This is a genomic window from Mycolicibacterium chubuense (assembly GCF_001044255.1).
Taxonomy (GTDB): domain Bacteria; phylum Actinomycetota; class Actinomycetes; order Mycobacteriales; family Mycobacteriaceae; genus Mycobacterium; species Mycobacterium chubuense.
The window spans coordinates 1-22,110 of sequence record NZ_JYNX01000016.1; the positions used below are offsets into that span (position 1 = coordinate 1).

A 22,110-nucleotide genomic window follows, 5' to 3' on the forward strand; every position below is an offset into this window, starting at 1 on the left:
CCCCGCCCCACCCTCGACCTCGACACACCAGCCCAACGCATGGCCGCCCTCATTAACCAAGCGGCCTAACCGTTGTCATGACCACTTGACTTTGAGTCGCTCACAGCAGCCAGGAATGCTATTCCGCGCAGGACTACGCCTGGACGATCGACTCCCCCTGCACCGTGATGTTCACCGGCTCGAGCGGCTTCTTGGCCGGGCCGTTGACGACCTGGCCGTCGAGGCTGAACTTGCTGCCATGGCACGGGCAGTCGATGGTTCCGTCGGCGACCTTGTTGACCAGACAACCCGAGTGCGTGCACACCGCGGAGAACGCCTTGAATTCGCCGGCTGTCGGCTGGGTGACGACGGTCTTGCCGACGATCACCCCGGAGCCCACCGGCACGTCGCCGGTCTTCGTCAGCGCCGCCCCGGCCGCCGCCGAAGAAGACTCCGCAGACGACGAGGACGAGGACGAGCTGTCCGATCCGCTCGAGCACGCCGCGAGCGCCGCGGCGGCCACTCCCACCCCGGCCCCGGCGAGCACCGTCTTGCGCGATACCTGGATCTCGGAGGCCTCACTGATGTCCATGGACAACCCTTTCGTCGACGACCCTGTCAGCCCGGCAGCACCGGCAGCGCGCCCGCCGCCATCAACGGCCGGACCTCGGCCCACCCCGGATCGCCCTCGGCGCCCGAGCCGGACAGCTGGAGTACGCCGCGTTCGTCGGCGACGTAGACGGCCGACGGATTGGCGGCCACGGTGGTGACGGGCATCAGCAGGTTGCGGCTGGGCCCGTCGGAGTTCACCCCGTCGAGATTGACGTAGGACACCGGGTGCTGGGGGTCGGTGCGGCTCACCACGATGTCGTCGCCGGTGCGCCAGCCCAGCGACACCACGGTGTCGCCCAGCCCGTAGCCCAGCCGGCGCGGATAGGTCAGCGCGTAGCCGCCGCCGGGCGCCTGCTCCACACCGGCGAGCACCACGTGCCGGTCGATCACCATCGCGGCGCGGGTGCCGTCGCGGGACAGCTGCAGTTCGGTGATCACGCCGGGGAACTTGGCGGCGACGACGGTCGCGTCGACCGGGATGCGGGCCGGCTGACCGGACGCGTCCTGGATCACGCGGACCACGTTGATGCCGTCGACGACGACCCAGATCGCGTCGTCGAGCGCCCAGCTGGGCCGGGTCAGGTTGCGGCCGTCCATCGCCTGGGAGGCGTTGCCGCCCAACGGTCCCACCCACAGCGACGACGCCATGTCGGGTGCCCCGGGCCGCATGGTGACGATCGACGCCACCTCCTGGCCGGTGCGGGACAGCGACGCCGCGGTCTGGCCGGGCATCGACCCGAACGAGCCCGGAACCCGCGGTGCGCGTTGGCCGTCCAGTGACACCAGCGACCCGCCGACGAGGGCGTGCAGACCGGCCGCCGCGCCGTCAAGAGCACCGGGGTCGGTCGCCGCGACGTCGCCGGTGTCCCAGCCTTCGGCGAAGCGGTCGTCGAGCGCGGCGCCGTCGGCGTTGATCACGTAGGGCCCGTTGATCCCGGCCCGCGACAGCGTCCAGATCAGCTGGGCGGCGAGCAGTTGCCTGCTGTGGGGGTCGGTGGTGGACAGGTTCTCCAGGTCGATGCGCGCTCCGCCGTAGCCACGGCCCACCCCGGTCTTGCCGCCGTCGGCACGGGTCACCGGCCCCCGTAGGCGCAGCGGCGCGCCGAGCAGGTTGCGCACCGTCTTCTCCATCTCCGGGCGCGGGCCGACGATCAGCTTGCTCACCAATTCGGTTGCCAGCTGGTCGGGTTCAGAGACGGCGACGTAGCGGGGGTCGGGCACCACGGTCTTGCCGGTCGGGTCGGCGAAGTACAGGGTGCTGCGCTTGTAGGTGGACTGGAACTGCTGCCAATCCAGGAACACGCCGTTGGGCAGCCGGTCGATGCGCCAGCCGCCGGGCGTCTTGACCAGTTCGATCGGGCCCGGGTCGGGCAGCGCGCCCTCCCCCGTCTCGAACACGCCCATGTCCGACAGCGAACCGAGGATGTCGGCCCGCATGCTCACCGAAACCCGGTCGGGCGTTCGGGTTTCGACGAACACCACGTTGTCGATCAGCAGCGCGCTGCCGGCGTCGTCCCAGCCGCTCGACGCCGACTCGGTGAGGAACTGCCGCGCCGCGAGGTGCCGGTTCGCGGGATCGGCGGTGGCCTTGAGGAATTCGCGCAGCAGCACGTCGGGATCCATGCCGGCGGTGGGCTTGGGCAGGCTCGGCGGGGCGGGCCGCTCGACGGTGCCGATCGCCTGGGGCGACGACGAGCTGGGCACGCCAGCGCAGCCGGCGAGCACCAGTATCAGCGCCGAGAACAGCGCCGCGAGAGCCCGCGTCACACGCTCTCCCCTGCCGGTTCGCGCTTGCGGGTGGGGACGCCGGCGGGCTCGCCGATCGGTTTGACCGGCAGCGGGCTGCTGGTCACCTTGTGTCCGCGCACCAGCGGCAGCGTCAGCCGGAAGCAGGCGCCCTTGCCGGGTTCGCCCCACGCCTCGAGCCGGCCCTGGTGCAGCCGCGCGTCCTCGATGCTGATGGCCAGGCCCAGCCCGGTGCCGCCGGAGCGGCGCACCCGGGACGGGTCGGCGCGCCAGAACCTGCTGAACACCAGCTTCTCCTCGCCGGGCCGCAGCCCGACGCCGTAGTCGCGCACCGTCACCGCGACGGTGTCGGCGTCGGCGGCCATCCGGATCCGCACGGGCTTGTGCTCGGCGTGGTCGATGGCGTTGGCGATCAGGTTGCGCAGGATCCGCTCGACGCGGCGCGAGTCCACCTCGGCGATGACCTCGTCGCCGGGCAGGTCGACGATGAGGTCGACGTGGGCGTCCTCGGCAAGGTGCCCGACGTTGTCGAGCGCGCCGCGCACGATCGAGCGCAGGTCGACGGCTTCGACCGCGAGCTCGGCGACACCGGCGTCGTGGCGGGAGATCTCGAGCAGGTCGTTGAGCAGCGACTCGAACCGGTCGAGCTCGTTGACCATCAGCTCGGTGGAGCGGCGCAGCGCGGGGTCGAGTTCCTCGGCGTGGTCGTGGATCAGGTCGGCGGCCATCCGCACCGTCGTCAGCGGGGTGCGCAGTTCGTGGCTGACGTCGGAGGTGAAGCGGCGCTGCAGATTTCCGAACTCCTCGAGCTGGGTGATCTGGCGCTGCAGGCTCTCGGCCATATCGTTGAAGGACACCGCCAGGCGCGCCATGTCGTCCTCGCCGCGCACCGGCATGCGTTCACTCAGGTGCCCTTCGGCGAAGCGTTCGGCGATGCGCGAGGCCGACCGGACGGGCAGCACGATCTGGCGCGCCACCAACAGCGCGATCGCGGCGAGCAGACCGAGCAGCACCACACCGGCGGTGGCCATGGTGCCGCGCACCAGCGCGACGGTGGACTGCTCGTTCTTCAGCGGAAAGATCAGGTACAGCTCGAGATTGGTGACGGGCGAGGACGTCGGGCTGCCGATGATCAGCGCAGGCCCGGAGAAGCCGTCGGTGTGCACGGTCGCGTACTGATAGCTGACCTGGCCGGCTTTGACGAAGTCGCGCAACGAGTTCGGGATCTGGTCGATCGGACCGGCCGCGGTCGCGGCGCGTGGTCCGTCACCGGGGACGATCAGCACCGCGTCGAACGCGCCCGCCAGGCCCGCGCCGGCGTCGGCCTTGCGGTCGATCAGCGTGTTGCGGGCCAACTGCAGGCTGCTGTCGAGCGAGCGGGTCTCCTCACCGCCGACGATGCCGCTGACGGTGGTGCGAGCGCGCTCGATCTCCTCGGTCGCGGCGCCGACCTTCACCTCGAGGATGCGGTCGGTGATCTGGCTCGTCAGCACGAATCCGAGCACGAGGATGACGGCGAGCGACAACCCCAATGTCAGCGTGACGACGCGCAACTGCAGGGAGCGCCGCCACGCCAGACTCATCGCCCGACCCAGCACACCCAGTCCGCGGATCAGTGGTGCCGACCGCCGGTGGATGCGCCGCCTCGAGCCGAAGATCACGGGGGTCCGGCCTTGTATCCCACTCCTCGAACGGTCAGCACCACCTGCGGGTTCTCCGGATCCTTCTCGACCTTGGCCCGCAGCCGCTGCACATGCACGTTCACCAAACGGGTGTCGGCGGGGTGGCGGTAACCCCACACCTGTTCGAGCAGCACATCACGAGTAAACACCTGGCGCGGTTTGCGTGCCAGCGCCACCAGCAGGTCGAACTCCAGCGGGGTCAGCGAGATCTGCTCGCCCTGCCGGGTCACCTTGTGCGCGGGCACGTCGATGTCGACGTCGGCGATGGAGAGCATCTCGGCGGGCTCGTCCTCGTTGCGGCGCAACCGGGCGCGCACGCGGGCCACCAGTTCCTTGGGCTTGAACGGCTTCATCACGTAGTCGTCGGCGCCGGACTCGAGGCCGAGCACCACGTCGACGGTGTCGGTCTTGGCGGTCAGCATGACGATCGGCACGCCGGAGTCCGCGCGCAGGACGCGGCACACGTCGATGCCGTTCATGCCGGGCAGCATCAGGTCGAGCAGCACCAGGTCGGGCCGCAGTTCGCGCACGGCGGTCAGCGCCTGGGTGCCGTCGCCGATGACCGCTGTGTCGAAGCCCTCACCGCGCAGCACGATGGTGAGCATCTCGGCCAGCGATGGGTCGTCGTCGACGACCAGGATCCTTTGCCTCATGGTGTCCATGGTGTCACCAGAAAGCGATAAACCCCGGTTACCACACGGGGCGTTTCGCAGGTCGACTGCCCCGGTGTGGGCGGAACGTCAGGCGCAGGCGGCGATGACGTCGCGCTGCTGGCTGATCGACTGGAGCACCTCGAACCCGATCTGCCGGACGCTGGCCATGACGGGGTTGCGCTCCAGACCTGTCGCGGCGGTTTCGCGGCGCACCACCCAGCCCAGCGATTCGCTGCCGGCCAGCGCCGCGTAGGCCGCCTCGACCTCGGGGTCGGTGAGGTCCGACGACGCCAGCGCGAGCACCAGATCCTTGCGCGAATACTCCGCTCCGTCAGCGTCTTTCACGACCGGGTTGGTCCACCAGTGATCGAACGGGATCCGTGAGCCGCGGTCGATGTGCCCGCCCTCGCGGGTACGGATCGGCGCCGGCGGATACAGGCTGAGCTTGGGCACGAACTCGCCGCAGCGCTTGGAACCGGTGCGGATCTTCATCAACGTCAGGCAGGCGGCCGACGCCGCGGTCTTCGGGTTGAGCACGCCGGCGGTGTCCACCCACGTGAAGTCCTGCGGCACACCCAGCTCGTCGATCAGCGCGCGTGTCGTGGCGCCCTGGTGCACCAGGCGGCGGATGTGGCCGGCCAGATCGCGCGCTTCGATCAGCCTGCCCTGGTCGAATCGCTCCCCCGCCGACCGCAGGGCGGCGACGAGCTCGTCGAACCGCGCCATCAGATCGGCCTGCGTAGGAGTGCGAACGACCATGAAAACCCCCGAGCTCTCGCGTCGCTGTGCGACGTCCCCGCAGGGAGCGTACGTCGGGGAACCGGGTTTCGTCTCGCTAACTGGATCCGGCCAGCAACCGCTGTGCCAGCGCCGCCGCGTCGACGTCGGGAGGAACGACCTCCCACGGGCCGCCCCAGTGCGCCGCGGCGAGCCCGGCGTAGACGGCTCCGGTGCGTCGCTGCAGGCCGTCGTCGCGCTCGTAGGCGTCGCGGGTGCGGTCGGCGTCGGCGGCCTCCCGGCTGGCGGCGCGCTGCGCGGCGAGTTCGGTCGGCACGTCGAGCAGCACCTGCCGGTCGGGGGCCGGCAACCCCAGACGCCGGTATTCGAGCTCGTGCACCCAGGCGACGACGTCGCCGTCGGCGTCCTGGTGCAGCCGCGCGGCGCTGTAGGCCGCGTTGGAGGCGACGTAGCGGTCGAGCAGGACCACCCCGTGCGTCGCCATGAGCTGGGCGATCTCGTCGCGCGCGCCGGCACGATCCATCGCGAACAGCACCGCCATCGCATACACGGAGTCGGCGAGGTCGCCGTGCCGACCGTGCAGCGCCTCGGCCGCCAGGTCGGCGGGCACCGACACGCCGTACCGGGGAAAGGCCAGGTCAGCGACGGAGTGGCCGTGGGATTCGAACGCGGCGCGCAGCCCGTTGGTCAGCGTGCGCTTGCCGGCGCCGTCGACGCCCTCGATGACGATGAGCACCCGATGAGCCTAATCCCGGGCGGCGAGTGTCCCGCGGGTGATAGGGATTGCCCATGCGGGGTGTGAGCAAAGCTGCGGAGTTCGCTGTGGCGGCTGGGGTCGGGGCCGCGGTGCTGCTGGGGTGTGGGTGTGCGGTCGCTTCGGCCGAAGACTCGGCAACCGGCGGGACGGAGACCGCGTCGGCACAGCAGGGCCCGCGCGCCGAGACGCGGCCGCGGCTGAAGTCGGCCGAGCGCAGGCGCGAGGCTGCCGAGACCCGCCGCGTCGCCCTGGACAACAGGAGAGCGGCTCGTGCCGCGAAGGCCGCCGAGGCGGCCGACGCGGCCGAGAAGACGGACGACGCGCCCGCACCCGACGTCGTCGCGCCGCTGCTGCCCCTGGGCGCGACCCCGCGCCGCGAGCGCGTCACCGACACCGACATCACCGACGGGCCGCAGACCATCACCACCGGGCCGCCGTCGTTGGTGGACCGGCTGATCCTGCGGACGCTTCAGACGTTGCGGCACAAGGATTCCGCGATCTTCGACGGGGATGGCGGCAACGTCACGCACACCAGTCCGCCCCGGTGGGTGACCGGCAGGCTCACCATCACCGAGAGCGAATACGCCGGCATGACGGTGTGGTCGATGACGCCGAAGAAGCCGACGGGCGAGTACGTCCTTGCGCTGCACGGTGGCGGCTTCGTGGCCGAGGCGAACATCATCAACTGGGCGGACTACGCGGCCATGGCCCGTCAGACCGGCGCGACGGTGGTGGTCCCGATCTATCCGCTGGCGCCGCCGAAGGGCACCGCGAGCGTCGACACGCTGGTCCCGCCGATGGCGGACTATCTGGCGGCGATGATCGACGCGCACGGTGCCGGCAACGTGAGCCTGTACGGCGATTCCGCCGGCGGCACCTACGCGATGCTGGTCGCTCAGGAACTGGTGCGCCGTTGCCGGGCAGACGTCGCGTGCGTGCTCTCCGAGGAGGAGCCGTCGCGGATGGTGCTGATCTCCCCCGTGCTGCACCTGACGTTGAGCGGCCCGATCGTCGACGACATCGACGACCCGATCATTCCGCCCCGGTTGCCGCCGTCGGCGGGTGGCGCGCTGAACGCCGACGATCCGCGGGTGAACCCGATCATGGTCGAGGACCTGACCGGGTTGCCGCCGACCGCCATCTACGTCGGAACGGTGGAGCGGCCCTATCCCGGGGATCTGATGTTCCGCGACAAGCTGCTCGCACAGGACCCGGACGCCGATTTCACGGTGGTGATCGGCGACGGCCAGATGCACGACTGGGCGCTGGGCGGGATCTTCGTCAATTCGCAGGCGCGGCTGTGGCGTCCGACGATCTACCGGCAGCTGGGACTGGTCTGAACAGTGTTCATGGAGCAGACACCTCGGCGTCGACTGCCGCTGCTACGGCTAGGGGTCATGCGCACTCTCGCCGTGATGATCGCGTCGGCCCTCCTGGCCGGGCTCTTCGGGTCCGCGCCGGCGTCGGCGGCCGCGACCGACTTCGATCTGCAGGCCCACCGCGGCGGCCGCGGCGAGACCACCGAGGAGTCACTCCGTGCGTTCGCCAAGGCGCTCGAACTCGGCGTCACCACGCTGGAACTCGACATCGTGCTGTCCCGGGACGGCCACCCGATGGTGTGGCACGACCCGGTGATTCAGGCGGACAAGTGCGCCGACACCGCCCCCGCCTCTCCCGGTGATCCGCAGTACCCCTATGTCGGCAAGCTGGTGTGGGAGCTGACGTCTGCTCAGCTGCGCACGCTGGACTGCGGGAAGCTGTTGTCGGGTTTCCCCGGGGCCGAGGTGGTCACGGGCAACAAGATCGCCACGCTGCCCGAGGTGTTCGCGCTCGCGGACTCGTATCGCGCTGGTGTCCGCTACAACATCGAGACCAAGATCGAGGCCGACCAGCCCGAGATGTCGGCGCCGCCGGCCCAGTTCGTCGACGTCATCCTCGCGGCCGTGCGTGCCGCGGGGAAGCAGGATCGGGTCGAGATCCAGAGCTTCGACTGGCGCACCCTACCGCTGGTGCACGCCGCCGAACCGGCGATCCCGCTGGTCGCCCTGTGGGACGAGTCGACGTTCGTGCCCGGCTCGGCGTGGCTGAACGGCATCGATCCCGCGGTCGTCGGTGATCCGATCATCGCGGCGACCATGGTGGGCGCCGACATCCTGTCGCCGGGCTACTCCGTGCCCTACGGCCAGGTTCCCGGCGATCCCGGTTTCGCGTTGGTGGCCGACGCCGAGTTCGTCTCCCGCGCCCACGGTCTCGGATTGAGGGTGATCCCGTGGACCATCAATGACCCGGGGGCCATGCGCGCGCAGATCGCCGCCGGCGCCGACGGCATCATCACCGATTATCCGACACGCCTGCGGGCGGTGATGGCCGAGTCGGGCATGCCGCTACCGCCGGCCTACCGTCCGAGCTGACGGATCATCGGCGTCGGCCGTTCCTAGTTGATCTCGTAGGACTGCAGCACCACGGTGTCGTGCGGCGGGTCCAGGAACACCCGCGTGCTCTTGCGGCCGGGCGAGAACGCCATGTTCAGTTCGACGCCGGTGCGGAACGGCCCGGGCGGCACGTCGGCCTCGAGCGCTTTCTGCACCGCGGGATGCTGCGTCGAAGGCTCCGAATCATGCTGTCGCAGAAGAGAATCCATCGTCGGCGGGGCGACTTTCACGACGGCGTCGATCCAGACCGCCGTCGCCCGTGAGGCGTCTCCGGCGTTGTCCCAGCGAATCCACGACGCCGACACCGGAGCCCCGAGCGCGGGAAAGGTGCGTGCGAGTTCTTCGGTGTCGTGCCGGACCTCCATCACGGGCCGGGTGGCGGTGCTCTCGGGCTCCTCCGACTGCGGGTGGGCACACCCGGTCAGCGCCAGCAGGAGCACCAACGCGAAACGGGCGCGCACAACGACACTCAGAGTCGCCGCGCGCGCCCGAATCGTCATGTCAGTAGCGGTAGTGCTCCGGCTTGTACGGGCCCTCCACGTCGACACCGATGTACTCGGCCTGCTCCTTGGTGAGGCGGGTCAGCGTGCCGCCGAGCGCCTCCACGTGGATCTTGGCGACCTTCTCGTCGAGGTGCTTGGCCAGCCGGTAGACCTCGTTGTCGTACTCGTCGTTCTTGGTCCACAGCTCGATCTGGGCGATCACCTGGTTGGAGAAGCTGTTGCTCATCACGAACGACGGGTGGCCGGTGGCGTTGCCCAGGTTGAGCAGCCGGCCCTCGGACAACACGATGATCGAGTGGCCGTCGGGGAAGACGAACTCGTCGACCTGCGGCTTGATGTTGATCCGGCGGATGTCGGGGTCACGCTCCAGGCGCGCCATCTCGATCTCGTCGTCGAAGTGACCGATGTTGCCCAGGATCGCCTGGTGCTTCATCGACCGCATGTGCTCGAGGGTGATGATCCCCTGGTTGCCGGTGGCGGTGATGATGATGTCGGCCCAGCCCACGGCCTCTTCGACGGTCTTGACCTCGAAGCCGTCCATCAGCGCCTGCAGGGCGTTGATCGGGTCGATCTCGGTGACCGCGACGCGGGCGCCCTGCGCCTTGAGCGCCTCGGCGCAGCCCTTGCCGACGTCGCCGTAGCCGCAGACCAGCGCGGCCTTGCCGCCGATCAGGACGTCGGTGCCGCGGTTGATGCCGTCGATCAGCGAGTGCCGGGTGCCGTACTTGTTGTCGAACTTGCTCTTGGTGACCGAGTCGTTGACGTTGATCGCCGGGAACGCGAGCTCGCCGGCCGCGGCGAACTGGTACAGGCGCAGCACGCCGGTGGTGGTCTCCTCGGTGACGCCCTTGACCGACTCGGCGATCGTCGTCCACTTGGTCTTGTCGGACTCCAGCGAGCGGCGCAGCAGGTTCAGGAACACCTTGTACTCGTCGGAGTGCTCGTCCTCCTCCGGCGGCACGACGCCGGCCTTCTCGAACTGGGCGCCGCGCAGCACCAGCATGGTGGCGTCACCGCCGTCATCGAGGATCATGTTGGCCGGCTCGCCGGGCCAGGTCAGCATCTGCTCGGCGGCCCACCAGTACTCCTCGAGGGTCTCGCCCTTCCACGCGAACACGGGGATGCCCTTGGGCTCCTCGGGGGTGCCGTGGGGTCCGACGACGACGGCCGCGGCCGCGTGGTCCTGGGTGGAGAAGATGTTGCAGCTCGCCCAGCGCACCTCGGCGCCCAGGCTGGTCAGCGTCTCGATCAGCACGGCCGTCTGCACGGTCATGTGCAGCGAGCCGGAGACCCGGGCGCCCTTGAGCGGCTGGACCTCGGCGTACTCGCGGCGCAGCGTCATCAGGCCGGGCATCTCGTGCTCGGCGAGCCGGATCTCCTTGCGGCCGAACTCGGCCAGCGACAGGTCGGCGACCTTGAAGTCGATGCCGTTGCGGACGTCTGCGGTCAGTGTCGGTGCAGTCATGTAGAGCCCCTTTTTGATTCGTCACATTTGCCTCGGGACGCACCACAGTGCGCCGGCGACACACTCAGCCTGCGGGCTCGCGGGACAGGCGCTCGTCGATCCGTTTTTCAACAGCGGAGACGCACTGCCAGCTGAGAGGTATCCACAACACCCTAGCGGGCGGGCGCGGCCGCCTCCAATTCGCCCCGGTTTGGCAAACGTCCCGCAGAGGGTACTCCGGCGCGCGCCGAGTGGAGGTGGGTGGGTGGTGGAGGAGCGTGCGACGGCCGTGGGTCGGCGGTCGCTGCTGTTCCTGGCCGCGCTGAACTTCTTCCTCGCCGACGCCCGGGACGGACTCGGCCCCTTCCTCGACGCATTCCTGGCGACACGCGGCTGGTCACCGGTGGCGTTGGGCGCGATCGCGACAGTGGGAGGCCTGATCGGGCTGGCGGTGACGCCGGCGTTCGGGGCGCTGGTGGACGGCACCCGCTACAAGCGGGCGCTGGTCGCCGGGCCGGTGATCGTGGTGACGGCGGTGGGGCTGGCGACGCTGGTGGCGCCGACTCCGTCGGTCGTTTGGCTGGGGCAGGTCGGCACGGCGGTCGTCGGCGCGGTGATCGGGCCGGCACTGACGGGTCTCACGCTCGGGCTGATGGGCCCGCGGCTGTTCGGCCGCCAGATCGCCCGCAACGAGTTCTGGAACCACGCGGGCAACGTGGTGTCGTTGGCGGCGGTGTTCGTCACGGTGACGCTGTACGGCGAGCACGCCATCGTCACGCTGATGGTGGTGACGGCGGTGGGCGCTGTCGTCGCGGCCGCGATGATCGACCCGGCTCGCATCGACCACGACGCCGCACGCGGGCTCGACGAGGCCGGCGCCGCAGCGGCGCCGTCGGGGTTCCGGGTGCTGTTCGCGACGCGGGGTCTGCTGCTTCTGGCCCTGGTGCTGTTGCTGTTCCATTTCGGCAATGCGCCGATGAGCCGGCTGGTCGCGCAGGACTTCGCGATCGAACTCGGCACCCCGTTCCGCACGACGGCGATCATCACCGGGGTGTCTCAGGTGGCGATGATCGCCATGGCGGTGTTGGCGCCCATGATGATCCGGCGGTTCGGGTTGTCGGCGGTGCTGCTGATCGCGCTGGGGGCGCTCCCGGTGCGCGGCCTCATCGCCGGCACCAACTCGGGGTTCTGGACGATCTTCCCGGTGCAGACCCTCGACGGGGTCGGTGCAGGGCTGATCGGGATCGCGACACCGATCGCCGTCGAAGGGCTGCTGGCCGGGTCCGGCCGATTCAACGTCGGGCTGGCGGCGGTGATGACGATGCAGGGCGTCGGCGCGTCGTTGAGCAACGTCGTCGCCGGCTCGGTGGTCGGCGCGTACGGCTATGAGGCCTCGCATCTGCTCATCGCCGTGGTCGCGGTCGTCGCGGTGGGTCTGTTCCTGCGCTTCCGGAAGGTCATCGCCCCCGGTCGCCGCGATCCGGTCGGGGACGCGGCCGCTATGCGGGCTCGATGACCCCGTAGCGCTCGGCGAACGGCGTCATCAACCGGGCCAGGTCGCGCGCCACGTCGTGGTCGGCCTCCGGCGGCATCGAGATGTAGCTCATCGCGAGCCGGACGATCGCCCGGGCCAGCACGCCCGCGTCCTCTTCGCTGCAGCGCACCCAGCTGGTCATGAACAGCTCGGTCAGCCGCGCCGAGCAGTGCGTGATGATCGGCGCGCTGTCGGTGGTGATGATCTGCAACAGGTCGGGTTTGGACGTGCCGGTCAGCAGTGAGATCACCAGCGGGTCGGCGGCCGATTCGGCGAAGAAGTCGCGGAACCCCTGCAGGAACGCCGCGTACACGTCGCCGACGTTGTCGAGGATCGCGCCCTGAATCTGGCTGACCAGCCGGTCGGCCAGTCGCAGCGCGTACCCCTGGGCGAGGCCCTGGCGGGAGCCGAACTCGTTGTAGATGGTCTGCCGGCTGATGCCGGCGGCCTTGGCGACGTCGGACAGCGTGATCGCCGACCAGTCGCGGGTGAGCAGCAACTCGCGCATGCCGTCGAGGATCGAATCGCGCAGCAGGACCCGCGATGCCTCCGCGTAGGTGATGCGCTTGTCGTTGGTGCTGCTCACACGCGCGACTGTAACGGTCACGGTCGTGAGACCTCCACCATGTCGAAGTCGGACTTGGCGGCGCCGCAGTCGGGGCAACTCCAGTCGTCGGGGATGTCCTCCCAGCGGGTGCCCGGGGCGATGCCGTCCTCGGGCCAACCCTTGGCCTCGTCGTACTCGAAGCCGCACTGCACGCAGACGAACAGCTTGTAGTCGGTCACTGATTCACTCCTATCGGTTCGAAGTCGACCTTCTCGCGGACCGCGCAGTCGGGGCAGCACCAGTCGTCGGGGATGTCGGCCCAGGCCGTGCCCGCCGGAAACCCTTCCCGCGGCGCACCTTTGGCTTCGTCGTAGACGTAGTCGCAGCCGGGGCAGCGGTACGTGCTCACGAGTCCGCCCCGTCCTTCGGCTCCTCGCGCAAGCGCTCGTCGCGGTACTGGGCGAGCACCTTGTCCCGCACCCGCGGGTGGATGTTCACCCGGGTGATGTCGCCGTCGTAGTGGTCGAGCACCCGGTGGTCCATCACCTTGCGCCACAGCGGCGGGAAGTAGGTCAGCCCGATCATCGACGCGTAGCCGCTGGGCAGGTTCGGCGCACCCTTCATGCTGCGCAGCGTCTGGTAGCGCCGGGTCGGGTTGGCGTGGTGATCACTGTGCCGCTGTAGGTGATACAGGAACAGGTTGGTCACGATGTGGTCGGAGTTCCAGCTGTGCACCGGGGCGCACCGCTCGTAGCGGCCGTTCTCGTTCTTCTGCCGCAGCAGGCCGTAGTGCTCGAGGTAGTTCACGGTCTCCAGCAGGCTGAAGCCGAACACCGCGGAGATCAGGATGTAGGGAATGAGGGCGACGCCGAAGATCGCGATCAGGGCGCCGTAGAACACCGCCGACATCGCCCAGGCGTTGAGCACGTCGTTGGACCAGTGCCACTTCGACTTGCCTGCCCGTTCGAGCCGCTTGGCCTCCAGCTCCCAGGCCGAGCGCAGGCTGCCGACGACGCTGCGCGGCAGGAATTCCCAGAAGGTCTCGCCGAACCGCGCGCTCGCCGGATCCTCCGGGGTCGCGACGCGGACGTGGTGGCCGCGGTTGTGCTCGATATAGAAGTGGCCGTAGCAGGTCTGCGCGAGGGTGATCTTGCTCAGCCACCGCTCCAGCGAGTCCTTCTTGTGCCCCATCTCGTGCGCGGTGTTGATGCCCACGCCGCCGAGCACGCCCACCGACAGCGCCACCCCGATCTTCGCCGGCCACGGCAGCGCGCCGTCGAAGCCCAGCCAGCTCAGGTCCGACGCGGTGAACAGGTAGGCGCCCAGGATGACGCTGGCGTACTGGAACGGGATGTAGATGTAGGTGCAGTAGCGGTAGTACTTGTCGTTCTCCAGCCGCTCCATCACCTCGTCGGGCGGGTTCTGGCCGTCGGGCCCGAATCGCAGGTCCAGGGCGGGCAGCAGGATGTAGAGCAGGATCGGGCCGATCCACAGCGGCACCTGCGCCGCACCGTGCCAGCCCCAGTGGTTGAACGCCCACACCAGCGGCAGCATGACGAACAGCGCCGTCGGCGCGATCAGGCCCATCAGCCAGAGGTAGCGCTTCTTGTCGCGCCATTCCTCGACCCCGGCGCCCTGTGGGCCTCCCTGCAGTTCCTGTGTGGTCACCCGATGCCTCCTTGCTGTGAGTGCGATCACCAACTGCAATTGACTATAGAGCCAGTTTTGTCGCCTGTCTAGACAGCAGGCATTGTTTTGTAAACGCGAATCGGGCGCTCCCGGCTACCGTCACGGTGCGTCAGCGCGCCGAAACCGCGGCGCGGATCAGCCGGATCACCCGCTCCGGGTACTCCGTGAGGTCCAGCCACGTGAACCGCAGAACCTGCCAGCGCCGCAGCACGATGTCGTTCTGCCGCTCGCGGTCGATCTGAAACGCCTCGGCACCGCTGTGGAAGGCGAATCCGTCCACCTCGATCGCCACCTTGGCATGGGGAAAGCCGACGTCGACGCGGTAGCCGCCGACAAGGAGATTGGCCTTCCACCCGCTGATGCCGGCGTCGCGGAGCAGCCGGTGCAGCAGCCGCTCGGCGGCCGAGCGCGCCCCGTCGGAAGCAGCCTGCAGGAGTCGACGCGACCGCGGCGCGCCGGTGCGGCCCTTGTTGCGCAGGTGCGCCCGCCACAGGCTGTCGAGGTCGACGCGACGCTGCAGCGCCCGGTCGAGCAGCTGGGCACCGCCCCCGCGCTGCGCCGCCGCCTCGACCACCGTCAGCGGGAGAGACGTCACCCGCAGTCCACGGATCTCGGCCACATCGGCGTCGCGCAGATCCCGGCGCCGCAGGCGGGTGTCCGCGTGACGCCGACCGTGGCTGTCCCGGGGCACGGTGACCTCAGGGAGGTCGGGGGCGAACTGTGTCAGACCGTGCCACCACGCCGCGCTGAGCCCGCTCGCGACCGCGGACCGGCCATAACCCCACACTGCGGCGCGGATCCGGGCCTCGTCGGTGAACGGACGGTCGTCGGCGAAGTAGACGCCGCGTGTGCAACGCCGCCATCGCCCCGACTGCAGCCGTCGTTGCACCGCGCGCGGGCTCATCCCCGCAGCTCGCGCCTGTTCGAGGGTGATCACGCCGTCATGCCGGCGCAGATACTCGCTGACCATGACTGATCAGACGAAGCGGACCGCTCGACGGGTTCCGTCCGCAGCGAATCCGGCGCGCTCAGCGACCGCAGAGGTGCGTCAGCGCTCCCGAATCGCCAGGACGGAGTGCCGCCGGCCGTAGAGGAAGTACACGGCCACGCCGATCGCCATCCAGATCAGGAACCGGATCCACGTCAGACCGGTCAGGTTCAGCATCAGCCACACGCACGCGATGATCGAGAGCACCGGCAGCACCGGCACCCAGGGCGCCCGGAAGCCGCGCGGCAGGTCGGGCCGCGTGCGCCGCAGCACCAGCACACCCGCCGACACCAGCACGAACGCGAACAGCGTGCCGATGTTCACCATCTCCTCGAGCTTGCCGATCGGGAACACCGTCGCGGTGATCGCGACGACCGCGCCGGTGATCAGCGTGATCCGCACCGGCGTTCCGTGCTTGCCGGTCTTGGCCAGCTGCCGCGGCACCAGGCCGTCGCGCGACATCGCGAACAGCACCCGTGTCTGACCCAGCACCAGCACGATCACCACGGTCGTCAGCCCGGCCAGCGCGCCGATCGAGATCACCTTGGCCGCCCAGTCCACCCCGTTGAGCGCGAAGGCCGTCGCGAGGTTCTGCGTCTCTTCGTCGCGCAGTTCCTTGTAGCTGACCATGCCCGACACCACGACGGTGACGGCGACGTAGAGCACCGTGACGATGCCCAGCGAGGCCAGGATGCCGCGGGGCACGTCGCGCTGCGGGTTCTTGGTCTCCTCGGCGGTGGTGGCGACGATGTCGAAGCCGATGAACGCGAAGAACACGATCGACGCACCGGCGAGCACCCCGTACCAGCCGTAGTGGCTGCCCTCGGCGCCGGTCAGCAGCGAGAACAGGGACTGCTCGGTGCCCGATCCGCCGCCGCCCGGTTCGGCGGGCGGGACGAACGGCGTGTAGTTCTGGGTCTTGATGTAGAACGCGCCGACGATCACGACCAGCAGCACCACCGCGACCTTCACCGCGGTGATCGCGAGACTGACGCCGGCGGAGAGCTTGGTGCCGTAGGCCAGGATCGCGGTGACGAACGCGATGATCAGCAGGGCGCCCCAATCGACTTCCAGCCCACCGATATTCGCGACGCCACCGCCGAAACCGAACACGGTGCCCAAATAGCTCGACCAGCCCTTGGCGACGACGGCCGCCGCGACGGCGAACTCGAGGATCAGGTCCCAGCCGATGATCCACGCGACGAACTCACCGAACGTCGCATAGGAGAACGTGTACGCGCTGCCCGCGACCGGCACGGTGGAGGCGAACTCCGCGTAACACAGCGCGGCGAGCCCGCACGCGACCGCGGCGATGACGAACGAGATCGAGATTGCCGGGCCGGTGAGGTTCGCGGCCGTCGACGCGGTGATCGTGAAGATGCCGGCGCCGATCACCACGGACACCCCGAAGACGGTGAGATCCCACCAGGTCAGGTCCTTACGGAGCCGGGTGTCGGGCTCGTCGGTGTCGGCGATGGACTGCTCCACCGACTTGGTCCGCCTCTTGTTGGTGGCCGGTGCCGCCGACTCCTGGGTCATCAACGTCCTCGTTTCGTCATCGTCTGTGCGGGAATGTACCCACTACGTCCCTTAAAGTGACCTTCAATGGCAGCCCTCATGACACAGAGTGCAGAACACGCGATCGTGATCGGCGCCAGCCTCGGCGGGCTGTGCGCCGCCCGAGTCCTCTCCGGGGTCTTCGACCGGGTGACGATCTTCGAGCGGGACGAGCTTCCCGACGGACCGGCCAACCGCGCGGCTGTGCCGCAGGGCCGGCATGTGCACCTGTTGATGGCCCGCGGCGCGCAGGAGTTCGAGTCGCTGTTCCCCGGCCTGCTCGAGGACATGGTCGCCGCCGGCGTGCCGATCCTGGAGAACCGGCCGGACTGCATCCACTTCGGGGCGGCGGGCCATGTGCTGGGCACCCAGCACCGGCTGCAGGACGAGTTCACCGCCTACGTGCCGAGCCGGCCGCATCTGGAGTGGCAGATCCGCCGGCGCGTCCTGCAGATCCCCAACGTGACGCTGGTCGGCGAGGGTGTCGACGAGCCGGTGTACGACGGACGCCGGGTCACCGGGGTCAGGGTGGCGGGGTCGACGGTCGACGCGGATCTCGTGGTCGACGCGACGGGGCGGGGCACCCGCTTGCCGGTGTGGTTGGAGCAGTGGGGTTTTGCGCGGCCGCCCGAGGACACGGTGGACGTCGGCATCGGCTACGCGACGCACCAGGTGCGCATCCCGGAGGGGCTGTTCGCCGAGAAGGTGGTGGTCGCCGGGGCGTCGCGGGAGCAGCCGGTGGGTCTGGGCATGCTGTACTACGAGGACGGCACCTGGGGCCTGACCACGTTCGGTATCGCAAAAGTGGAGCCGCCCAAGGATTTCGAGGGTATGTGCGCGCTGGCCGACGAGATCCTGCCGCCGCATGTCAGTTCCGCGCTACGCCAGGGTGAGCCGATCGGCGAGGTGGCGTTCCACAAATACCCGACCAGCCGGTGGCGCCGCTACGACAAGCTCGACCGGTTCCCGGACGGCATCCTGCCGTTCGGTGACGCGGTGGCCAGTTTCAATCCGACGTTCGGCCAGGGCATGACGATGACGTCGCTGCAGGCGGGTCATCTGGAGCGTGCGCTGCGCGATCCCGGTGAGAACCTGGCGCTGACGTTCGCGAAGGCCACGACGAAGACGACGTGGCCGGTGTGGACGATGAACGCGATCGGCGACCTCGTGTTGCACCGGGCCGAGGGCCCGATGCCGTGGTGGTACCGGCCGGTCGGGTCCCTGTTCGACCAGTTCCTCGGCGCGGCCGAGTCGGATCCTGTTCTCGCGGAATGGTTCCTGCGCCGCTTCAGCCTTCTCGACACTCTGTACATGGTGCCGTCGGCGAAGTTGGTAGGCCGCACCGTCCGGCACAACATGCGGCTGTGGGCCGCCGACAAGCGGGCTAGATCCCGACGGTCACGCGAAACAGTCGCGTCGGCTCCTGCGACATCAGCCTGATCGGCCCCTCGTCGGCGGCCACCCATGCCGCGGCCCCGCGCTGCAGGGTCACCGCCGAGGATTTCGCGTGCACCGTCGCCGAACCCTGGGTGCACAGCAGGATCTGCGGGCCGTCGTGGCGGGTGGGCGCGTCGATCTCGTGGCCCAGCTGCTCGCCGTCGACGGTGAGCACCGACACCGCGAATTCCGGTGCCGGCGTGGGGTAGACGAGTTCGGCGCCGTCACGCACGGAGTCGGGGTGCACGATGATATCGACGGCCGGGGTGAAGTCGAGGACGCGGAGCAGTTCGGGCACGTCGACGTGCTTGGGGGTCAGGCCACCGCGAAGGACGTTGTCCGAGTTGGCCATCACCTCGACGCCGACGCCCGACAGGTAGGCGTGCAGGTTGCCGGCGGGCAGGTAGATCGCCTCGCCCGGCTGCAGCGAGAGCCGGTTGAGCAGCATCGAGGCGAGCACGCCGGCGTCGCCGGGATACCGCTCGCCGAGTTCGAGCACGGTCCTGGCCTCGCGGGCGAATTCCTGTTCGCCGGAGCGCAGGTAGTTGATAGCGCCGTCGAGCACCGCGGGCACCAGGACGTCGAGATCGGGCTGCGGGAACGTGATCCACGTCGTGAACAGCGCCCGGAGCCCGTCGGCGTCGGATTGCCCGGCGAGCAGGTTGATGAACGGATTCAGCTCCGCCACCCCGAGCGCACGCATCAGGGTCACCGACCGGGCAGCGGGCGCGAACCCGGCCAGGGCCTCGAACTGGCTGAGCGCCACGATGATCTCGGGCTTGTGGCTGCGGTCGCGGTAGTTGCGGATCGGGGCGTTGACGGGGATGCCCATCCGCTCCTCGCGGGCGAAGCCCTCGATGGCCTGCTCGGTGCTGGGGTGGGCCTGCAGCGAGAGCGGCTCGTCGGCGGCAAGAACTTTGACCAGGAACGGCAGCGAGTCACCGAAGCGACCGCGGACCACCTGCCCCAGTTCGCCTTCGGGATCGGCGCGCAGCGCGTCGAGCAGCGAGCGGTCCCCGTCCTCGGTCTGCAGATGCGCCGGGTCGCCGGGGTGCGCCCCGAACCACAGCTCCGCTTCCGGGTGTGGGGTCGGGCTCGGCGCCCCGGTGAATTCGGCGATCGCGGTTCTCGAACCCCACGCATAGGTTCGCACCGCACCCCTGAGCAGATGCACTGGCCTCACCCTCGAATCAGGCGCAGATAAACGGCCGCCATCTCCAGGCGGACCGCCATCAGCGCCAGTTGTTGCTCGGGCCGGCTGACACCGGGCGTCACTGCTGAGCCCGATGTCTCCTCCCCCCCTAGTTCTGGCACGTCGTTGGCATTGACCACGGACACGTCGTCGAAACCACGCAGCCGCGCCGACACGGCGGGCCGGTCGGCGTCGGAGGTCAGCACGATCGTCCGCGCGCGTTGCGGCAGCGGTCCGTCGATCTCGTCGTCATGGAAGATCGACGCCTCCTGAAAACCTGACGTGCTGCGCCCCCACCCCTGGCCGAGCGCCACCAGCACGTCGGAGAGCCCCACCGCGGCGACGGTCTTCTGGGCGACCCGCAGCATCACCGTGCAGGCGTGGCGGGCCAGCGTCAGGGTGGCGGGGGTGTCGCCGGCGAACACCACGTCGCGGTCGAGCATGCGCTGAGTCAGTTCTTTGGCCGGGTTGGTGAAAGACTCACGCGCAGCACTGTTTCGGAAGGCCTCGGCGTCGAGTTCGTCGGCGAGCGTCGCGAGGTCCACCCGGACGCCGGGGATGATCGCCTCGAGTGCCGCCAGGCCGGCGGCCAGGTAACGCGCCAGCGCGAAATCGTCGGGGACGGGCAGTCGCGGCGGCAGCGCCACCGACCGGCCGGCGGTCGCGTCGCGCAGGGGGCCGTCGTAGGGCGCGACGACGACGACGCGCGCGCCGCGCCGCACCGCGGTCGCCGCGGCCGACACCAGCGCGGGGTCACCGGGATCGTCCCCGGCCACGATCAGCACGTCGAGGGCGCCGATCCAGGGCGGCGCCTCGGCGGCGACGACCATCGGCGCGGACAGCGTCCCGCCGAGCACGGCGGCCAGCATGGAGCCTGCGGTCGCCGCGGTCCCGCGGCCGGCCACCCACACCACGGTCCGCGGCGGCACATCGGAGCGCACCGGTNCGATCCAGGGCGGCGCCTCGGCGGCGACGACCATCGGCGCGGACAGCGTCCCGCCGAGCACGGCGGCCAGCATGGAGCCTGCGGTCGCCGCGGTCCCGCGGCCGGCCACCCACACCACGGTCCGCGGCGGCACATCGGAGCGCACCGGTTCGAGGTCGCCCTCGTCGAGAGCCGCGGCGGTGGCCCGCACCTGAGCGCCGGCCATCGACGCGGCCCGCAGCAGCCCCTGACGGTCGGCGGCCAGCAGGCCGTCGGTGTCATCGAGGTCGACGACTACGGTGGCGTTCACGTCGATTCCTTTGCGCCCGAGGCGATCAGCGCGCCGATCTCGTCGACGAGCGCGGCCACCTCCTCGGGGGTGCGGGCCTCGACGTTGAGGCGCAGCAGCGGTTCGGTGTTCGACATCCGCAGGTTGAACCAGCTGCCGTCGCCGAGGTCGACGGTCACGCCGTCGAGATGATCGATGGCGTGCACCCGCTGCCCGAACGCGGCCAGCACGGCGTCGACGATCTTCGGCGCGTCGGAGACGGTGTAGTTGAGTTCGCCGGAGGCTTCGTAGCGCTCGTAGTCGGCCATCAAGTCCGACAGCGGTCGGTCTTGTTCGCCGAGCGCGGCGAGCACGTGCAGTGCGGCGAGCATGCCGGAGTCGGCGCCCCAGAAGTCGCGGAAGTAGTAGTGCGCGGAATGCTCGCCGCCGAAGATCGCGCCGGTCTCGGCCATCAGGCCCTTGATGTAGGAGTGCCCGACCCGCGAGCGCAGCGGGGTGCCCCCGCGTTCGATGACCAGTTCCGGCACCGCGCGCGAGGTGATGAGGTTGTAGATGACGGTCGCACCGATCTCGCGGGTGAGTTCGCGCGCGGCGACCAGCGCGGTGACCGCCGACGGCGAGACCGCCTGGCCCTTCTCGTCGACGACGAAGCAGCGATCGGCGTCGCCGTCGAAGGCCAGCCCGATATCGGCGCCGGTCTGAAGGACGTAGGCCTGCAGGTCGACGAGGTTGGCCGGGTCCAGCGGGTTGGCCTCGTGGTTGGGGAAGGTGCCGTCGAGTTCGAAGAACAGCGGCGAGAGCGTGACCGACGGGATCGGTCCGAGGACGCCGGGGGCGGTGTGGCCGGCCATGCCGTTACCGGCGTCGACGGCGACCTTCAGCGGACGCAGTTCGCTGACGTCGACGAGTGAGCGCAGGAAGTCGCCGTAGTCGCCGAGCACGTCGCGGTCGGTGGCGGTGCCGTGCGGCCCGTCGTAGGCGGGGACGCCGGCGATGACCTCGTCGCTGATCGTGACCAGCCCTGACTCCTTGCCGACGGGCTTGGCCCCGGCGCGGCACAGCTTGATGCCGTTGTAGGCGGCGGGGTTGTGGCTGGCGGTGAACATCGCGCCCGGGCAGTCGAGCAGGCCGGAGGCGAAGTAAAGCTGGTCCGTGGAGGCCAGGCCGATGCGGACGACGTCGAGACCCTGGGCCATCACGCCCTCGGCGAACGCGGCTGACAGCACCGGGGAGCTCTCGCGCATGTCGTGGCCGATCACGACCTGGTGGGCGGTGTCGCGAACCAGCCGGGCGAACGCGGCGCCGACCTCGCTGACGAACTGCTCGTCGATCTCCTCGCCCACGAGTCCACGCACGTCATACGCCTTGATGACGCGCTGTACCGCCTCGGCGGGCCGGGACATGGG

General features: G+C 69.7%; 21 protein-coding genes and 1 pseudogene. 4 read left to right on the forward strand and 18 right to left on the reverse strand.

Going from position 1 to position 22,110, the window contains the following annotated elements:
* Positions 1-133 precede the first annotated feature (133 nt).
* The 6 genes from MCHUDSM44219_RS03190 to MCHUDSM44219_RS03215 all read right to left on the reverse strand — a co-directional run bounded on the left by MCHUDSM44219_RS03190 (position 134) and on the right by MCHUDSM44219_RS03215 (position 6,146).
* Positions 134-571 carry a QcrA and Rieske domain-containing protein gene (locus tag MCHUDSM44219_RS03190; protein ID WP_048416787.1) on the reverse strand — a complete coding sequence of 146 codons (438 nt, stop codon included), beginning with the start codon at positions 569-571 and terminating at the stop codon, positions 134-136.
* A 26-nt stretch (positions 572-597) separates the two neighbouring features.
* On the reverse strand, positions 598-2,358 hold the full coding sequence (gene lpqB / locus MCHUDSM44219_RS03195) for an MtrAB system accessory lipoprotein LpqB (protein WP_048416788.1): 1,761 nt from the start codon (positions 2,356-2,358) through the stop codon (positions 598-600).
* Complete coding sequence (gene mtrB / locus MCHUDSM44219_RS03200; RefSeq protein ID WP_048416789.1) at positions 2,355-3,998, reverse strand: MtrAB system histidine kinase MtrB; 1,644 nt, start codon at positions 3,996-3,998, stop codon at positions 2,355-2,357. The genes lpqB and mtrB overlap by 4 nt, the downstream gene beginning before the upstream one ends.
* Complete coding sequence (gene mtrA, locus MCHUDSM44219_RS03205; protein ID WP_040540373.1) at positions 3,995-4,681, reverse strand: two-component system response regulator MtrA; 687 nt, start codon at positions 4,679-4,681, stop codon at positions 3,995-3,997. The genes mtrB and mtrA overlap by 4 nt, the downstream gene beginning before the upstream one ends.
* 78 nt (positions 4,682-4,759) lie before the next feature.
* A complete protein-coding gene (locus tag MCHUDSM44219_RS03210) occupies positions 4,760-5,431 on the reverse strand; it encodes a hypothetical protein (RefSeq protein ID WP_048416790.1) in 672 nt (223 codons plus the stop codon).
* 76 nt (positions 5,432-5,507) lie between these two features.
* Positions 5,508-6,146, reverse strand: coding sequence for a dTMP kinase (locus MCHUDSM44219_RS03215; protein ID WP_048416791.1), 639 nt, complete (start codon positions 6,144-6,146; stop codon positions 5,508-5,510).
* An 86-nt stretch (positions 6,147-6,232) separates the two neighbouring features.
* On the opposite strand from MCHUDSM44219_RS03215, the gene MCHUDSM44219_RS03220 reads away from it, so the two are divergent.
* Both MCHUDSM44219_RS03220 and MCHUDSM44219_RS03225 read left to right on the forward strand, forming a co-directional pair.
* Entirely contained in the window at positions 6,233-7,507 is a 1,275-nt protein-coding gene (locus tag MCHUDSM44219_RS03220) for an alpha/beta hydrolase (protein WP_236695327.1), read from the forward strand.
* A gap of 57 nt (positions 7,508-7,564) precedes the next feature.
* A complete protein-coding gene (locus tag MCHUDSM44219_RS03225) occupies positions 7,565-8,578 on the forward strand; it encodes a glycerophosphodiester phosphodiesterase (protein WP_048416792.1) in 1,014 nt (337 codons plus the stop codon).
* Between the two features lie 23 nt (positions 8,579-8,601).
* On the opposite strand, the gene MCHUDSM44219_RS03230 is transcribed toward MCHUDSM44219_RS03225, so the two are convergent.
* Positions 8,602-9,099, reverse strand: a complete 498-nt coding sequence (locus MCHUDSM44219_RS03230) for a hypothetical protein (protein ID WP_048416793.1) — start codon at positions 9,097-9,099, stop codon at positions 8,602-8,604.
* A 1-nt stretch (position 9,100) separates the two neighbouring features.
* Positions 9,101-10,567: an adenosylhomocysteinase gene (gene ahcY, locus MCHUDSM44219_RS03235; RefSeq protein ID WP_048416794.1), complete on the reverse strand. Its 1,467-nt coding sequence runs from the start codon at positions 10,565-10,567 to the stop codon at positions 9,101-9,103.
* 244 nt (positions 10,568-10,811) lie between these two features.
* Between ahcY and MCHUDSM44219_RS03240 the strand changes: the two genes are divergently transcribed.
* Positions 10,812-12,062 carry an MFS transporter gene (locus MCHUDSM44219_RS03240; protein ID WP_053081169.1) on the forward strand — a complete coding sequence of 417 codons (1,251 nt, stop codon included), beginning with the start codon at positions 10,812-10,814 and terminating at the stop codon, positions 12,060-12,062.
* Here MCHUDSM44219_RS03240 and alkX read toward each other — a convergent pair.
* From alkX to MCHUDSM44219_RS03270, 6 genes are all read right to left on the reverse strand, one after another.
* Complete coding sequence (gene alkX / locus MCHUDSM44219_RS03245) at positions 12,046-12,687, reverse strand: TetR family transcriptional regulator AlkX (RefSeq protein ID WP_413783574.1); 642 nt, start codon at positions 12,685-12,687, stop codon at positions 12,046-12,048. The two genes, MCHUDSM44219_RS03240 and alkX, sit on opposite strands and share 17 nt — an antisense overlap.
* Positions 12,684-12,866 (reverse strand): rubredoxin, encoded by a 183-nt coding sequence (locus MCHUDSM44219_RS03250; protein ID WP_048416796.1) that lies wholly within the window; start codon positions 12,864-12,866, stop codon positions 12,684-12,686. Before MCHUDSM44219_RS03250 ends, alkX begins: the two co-directional genes overlap by 4 nt.
* Positions 12,863-13,036, reverse strand: a complete 174-nt coding sequence (locus MCHUDSM44219_RS03255) for a rubredoxin (protein WP_048416797.1) — start codon at positions 13,034-13,036, stop codon at positions 12,863-12,865. The genes MCHUDSM44219_RS03250 and MCHUDSM44219_RS03255 overlap by 4 nt, the downstream gene beginning before the upstream one ends.
* Entirely contained in the window at positions 13,033-14,214 is a 1,182-nt protein-coding gene (locus MCHUDSM44219_RS03260; RefSeq protein ID WP_236695330.1) for an alkane 1-monooxygenase, read from the reverse strand. The genes MCHUDSM44219_RS03255 and MCHUDSM44219_RS03260 overlap by 4 nt, the downstream gene beginning before the upstream one ends.
* Before the next feature lie 211 nt (positions 14,215-14,425).
* Positions 14,426-15,286, reverse strand: coding sequence for a type IV toxin-antitoxin system AbiEi family antitoxin domain-containing protein (locus tag MCHUDSM44219_RS03265; RefSeq protein WP_048416798.1), 861 nt, complete (start codon positions 15,284-15,286; stop codon positions 14,426-14,428).
* Between the two features lie 78 nt (positions 15,287-15,364).
* Entirely contained in the window at positions 15,365-16,843 is a 1,479-nt protein-coding gene (locus MCHUDSM44219_RS03270; RefSeq protein WP_048416799.1) for an APC family permease, read from the reverse strand.
* 78 nt (positions 16,844-16,921) lie between these two features.
* Between MCHUDSM44219_RS03270 and MCHUDSM44219_RS03275 the strand changes: the two genes are divergently transcribed.
* Complete coding sequence (locus MCHUDSM44219_RS03275) at positions 16,922-18,301, forward strand: FAD-dependent oxidoreductase (RefSeq protein WP_048416800.1); 1,380 nt, start codon at positions 16,922-16,924, stop codon at positions 18,299-18,301.
* Here MCHUDSM44219_RS03275 and manA read toward each other — a convergent pair.
* The 4 genes and pseudogenes from manA to MCHUDSM44219_RS03290 form a co-directional block, all read right to left on the reverse strand.
* Positions 18,246-19,472 (reverse strand): mannose-6-phosphate isomerase, class I, encoded by a 1,227-nt coding sequence (manA, locus tag MCHUDSM44219_RS03280; RefSeq protein ID WP_048416801.1) that lies wholly within the window; start codon positions 19,470-19,472, stop codon positions 18,246-18,248. The two genes, MCHUDSM44219_RS03275 and manA, sit on opposite strands and share 56 nt — an antisense overlap.
* A gap of 5 nt (positions 19,473-19,477) precedes the next feature.
* Positions 19,478-20,435, reverse strand: a 958-nt coding sequence (locus MCHUDSM44219_RS03285) for a TobH protein (protein WP_131722276.1), incomplete at its 5' end; no start/stop codon positions are given.
* Between the two features lies 1 nt (position 20,436).
* A pseudogene (locus MCHUDSM44219_RS31660) lies at positions 20,437-20,731 on the reverse strand (TobH protein); the annotation flags it as partial.
* Positions 20,722-22,107 (reverse strand): phosphomannomutase/phosphoglucomutase, encoded by a 1,386-nt coding sequence (locus MCHUDSM44219_RS03290; protein WP_048416803.1) that lies wholly within the window; start codon positions 22,105-22,107, stop codon positions 20,722-20,724. The gene MCHUDSM44219_RS03290 and the pseudogene MCHUDSM44219_RS31660, both read right to left, overlap by 10 nt.
* Positions 22,108-22,110 lie beyond the last annotated feature (3 nt).

Coding starts and splice junctions, on each gene's coding strand:
- MCHUDSM44219_RS03190 (WP_048416787.1), bottom strand. CDS start 571: ATGGACATCAGTGAGGCCTCCGAGATCCAGGTATCGCGCAAGACGGTG.
- mtrA (WP_040540373.1), bottom strand. CDS start 4,681: ATGGACACCATGAGGCAAAGGATCCTGGTCGTCGACGACGACCCATCG.
- MCHUDSM44219_RS03210 (WP_048416790.1), bottom strand. CDS start 5,431: ATGGTCGTTCGCACTCCTACGCAGGCCGATCTGATGGCGCGGTTCGAC.
- MCHUDSM44219_RS03225 (WP_048416792.1), top strand. CDS start 7,565: ATGCGCACTCTCGCCGTGATGATCGCGTCGGCCCTCCTGGCCGGGCTC.
- MCHUDSM44219_RS03230 (WP_048416793.1), bottom strand. CDS start 9,099: ATGACGATTCGGGCGCGCGCGGCGACTCTGAGTGTCGTTGTGCGCGCC.
- ahcY (WP_048416794.1), bottom strand. CDS start 10,567: ATGACTGCACCGACACTGACCGCAGACGTCCGCAACGGCATCGACTTC.
- MCHUDSM44219_RS03260 (WP_236695330.1), bottom strand. CDS start 14,214: ATGGGCCTGATCGCGCCGACGGCGCTGTTCGTCATGCTGCCGCTGGTG.
- MCHUDSM44219_RS03265 (WP_048416798.1), bottom strand. CDS start 15,286: ATGGTCAGCGAGTATCTGCGCCGGCATGACGGCGTGATCACCCTCGAA.
- MCHUDSM44219_RS03270 (WP_048416799.1), bottom strand. CDS start 16,843: ATGACCCAGGAGTCGGCGGCACCGGCCACCAACAAGAGGCGGACCAAG.
- MCHUDSM44219_RS03275 (WP_048416800.1), top strand. CDS start 16,922: ATGACACAGAGTGCAGAACACGCGATCGTGATCGGCGCCAGCCTCGGC.
- MCHUDSM44219_RS03290 (WP_048416803.1), bottom strand. CDS start 22,107: ATGTCCCGGCCCGCCGAGGCGGTACAGCGCGTCATCAAGGCGTATGAC.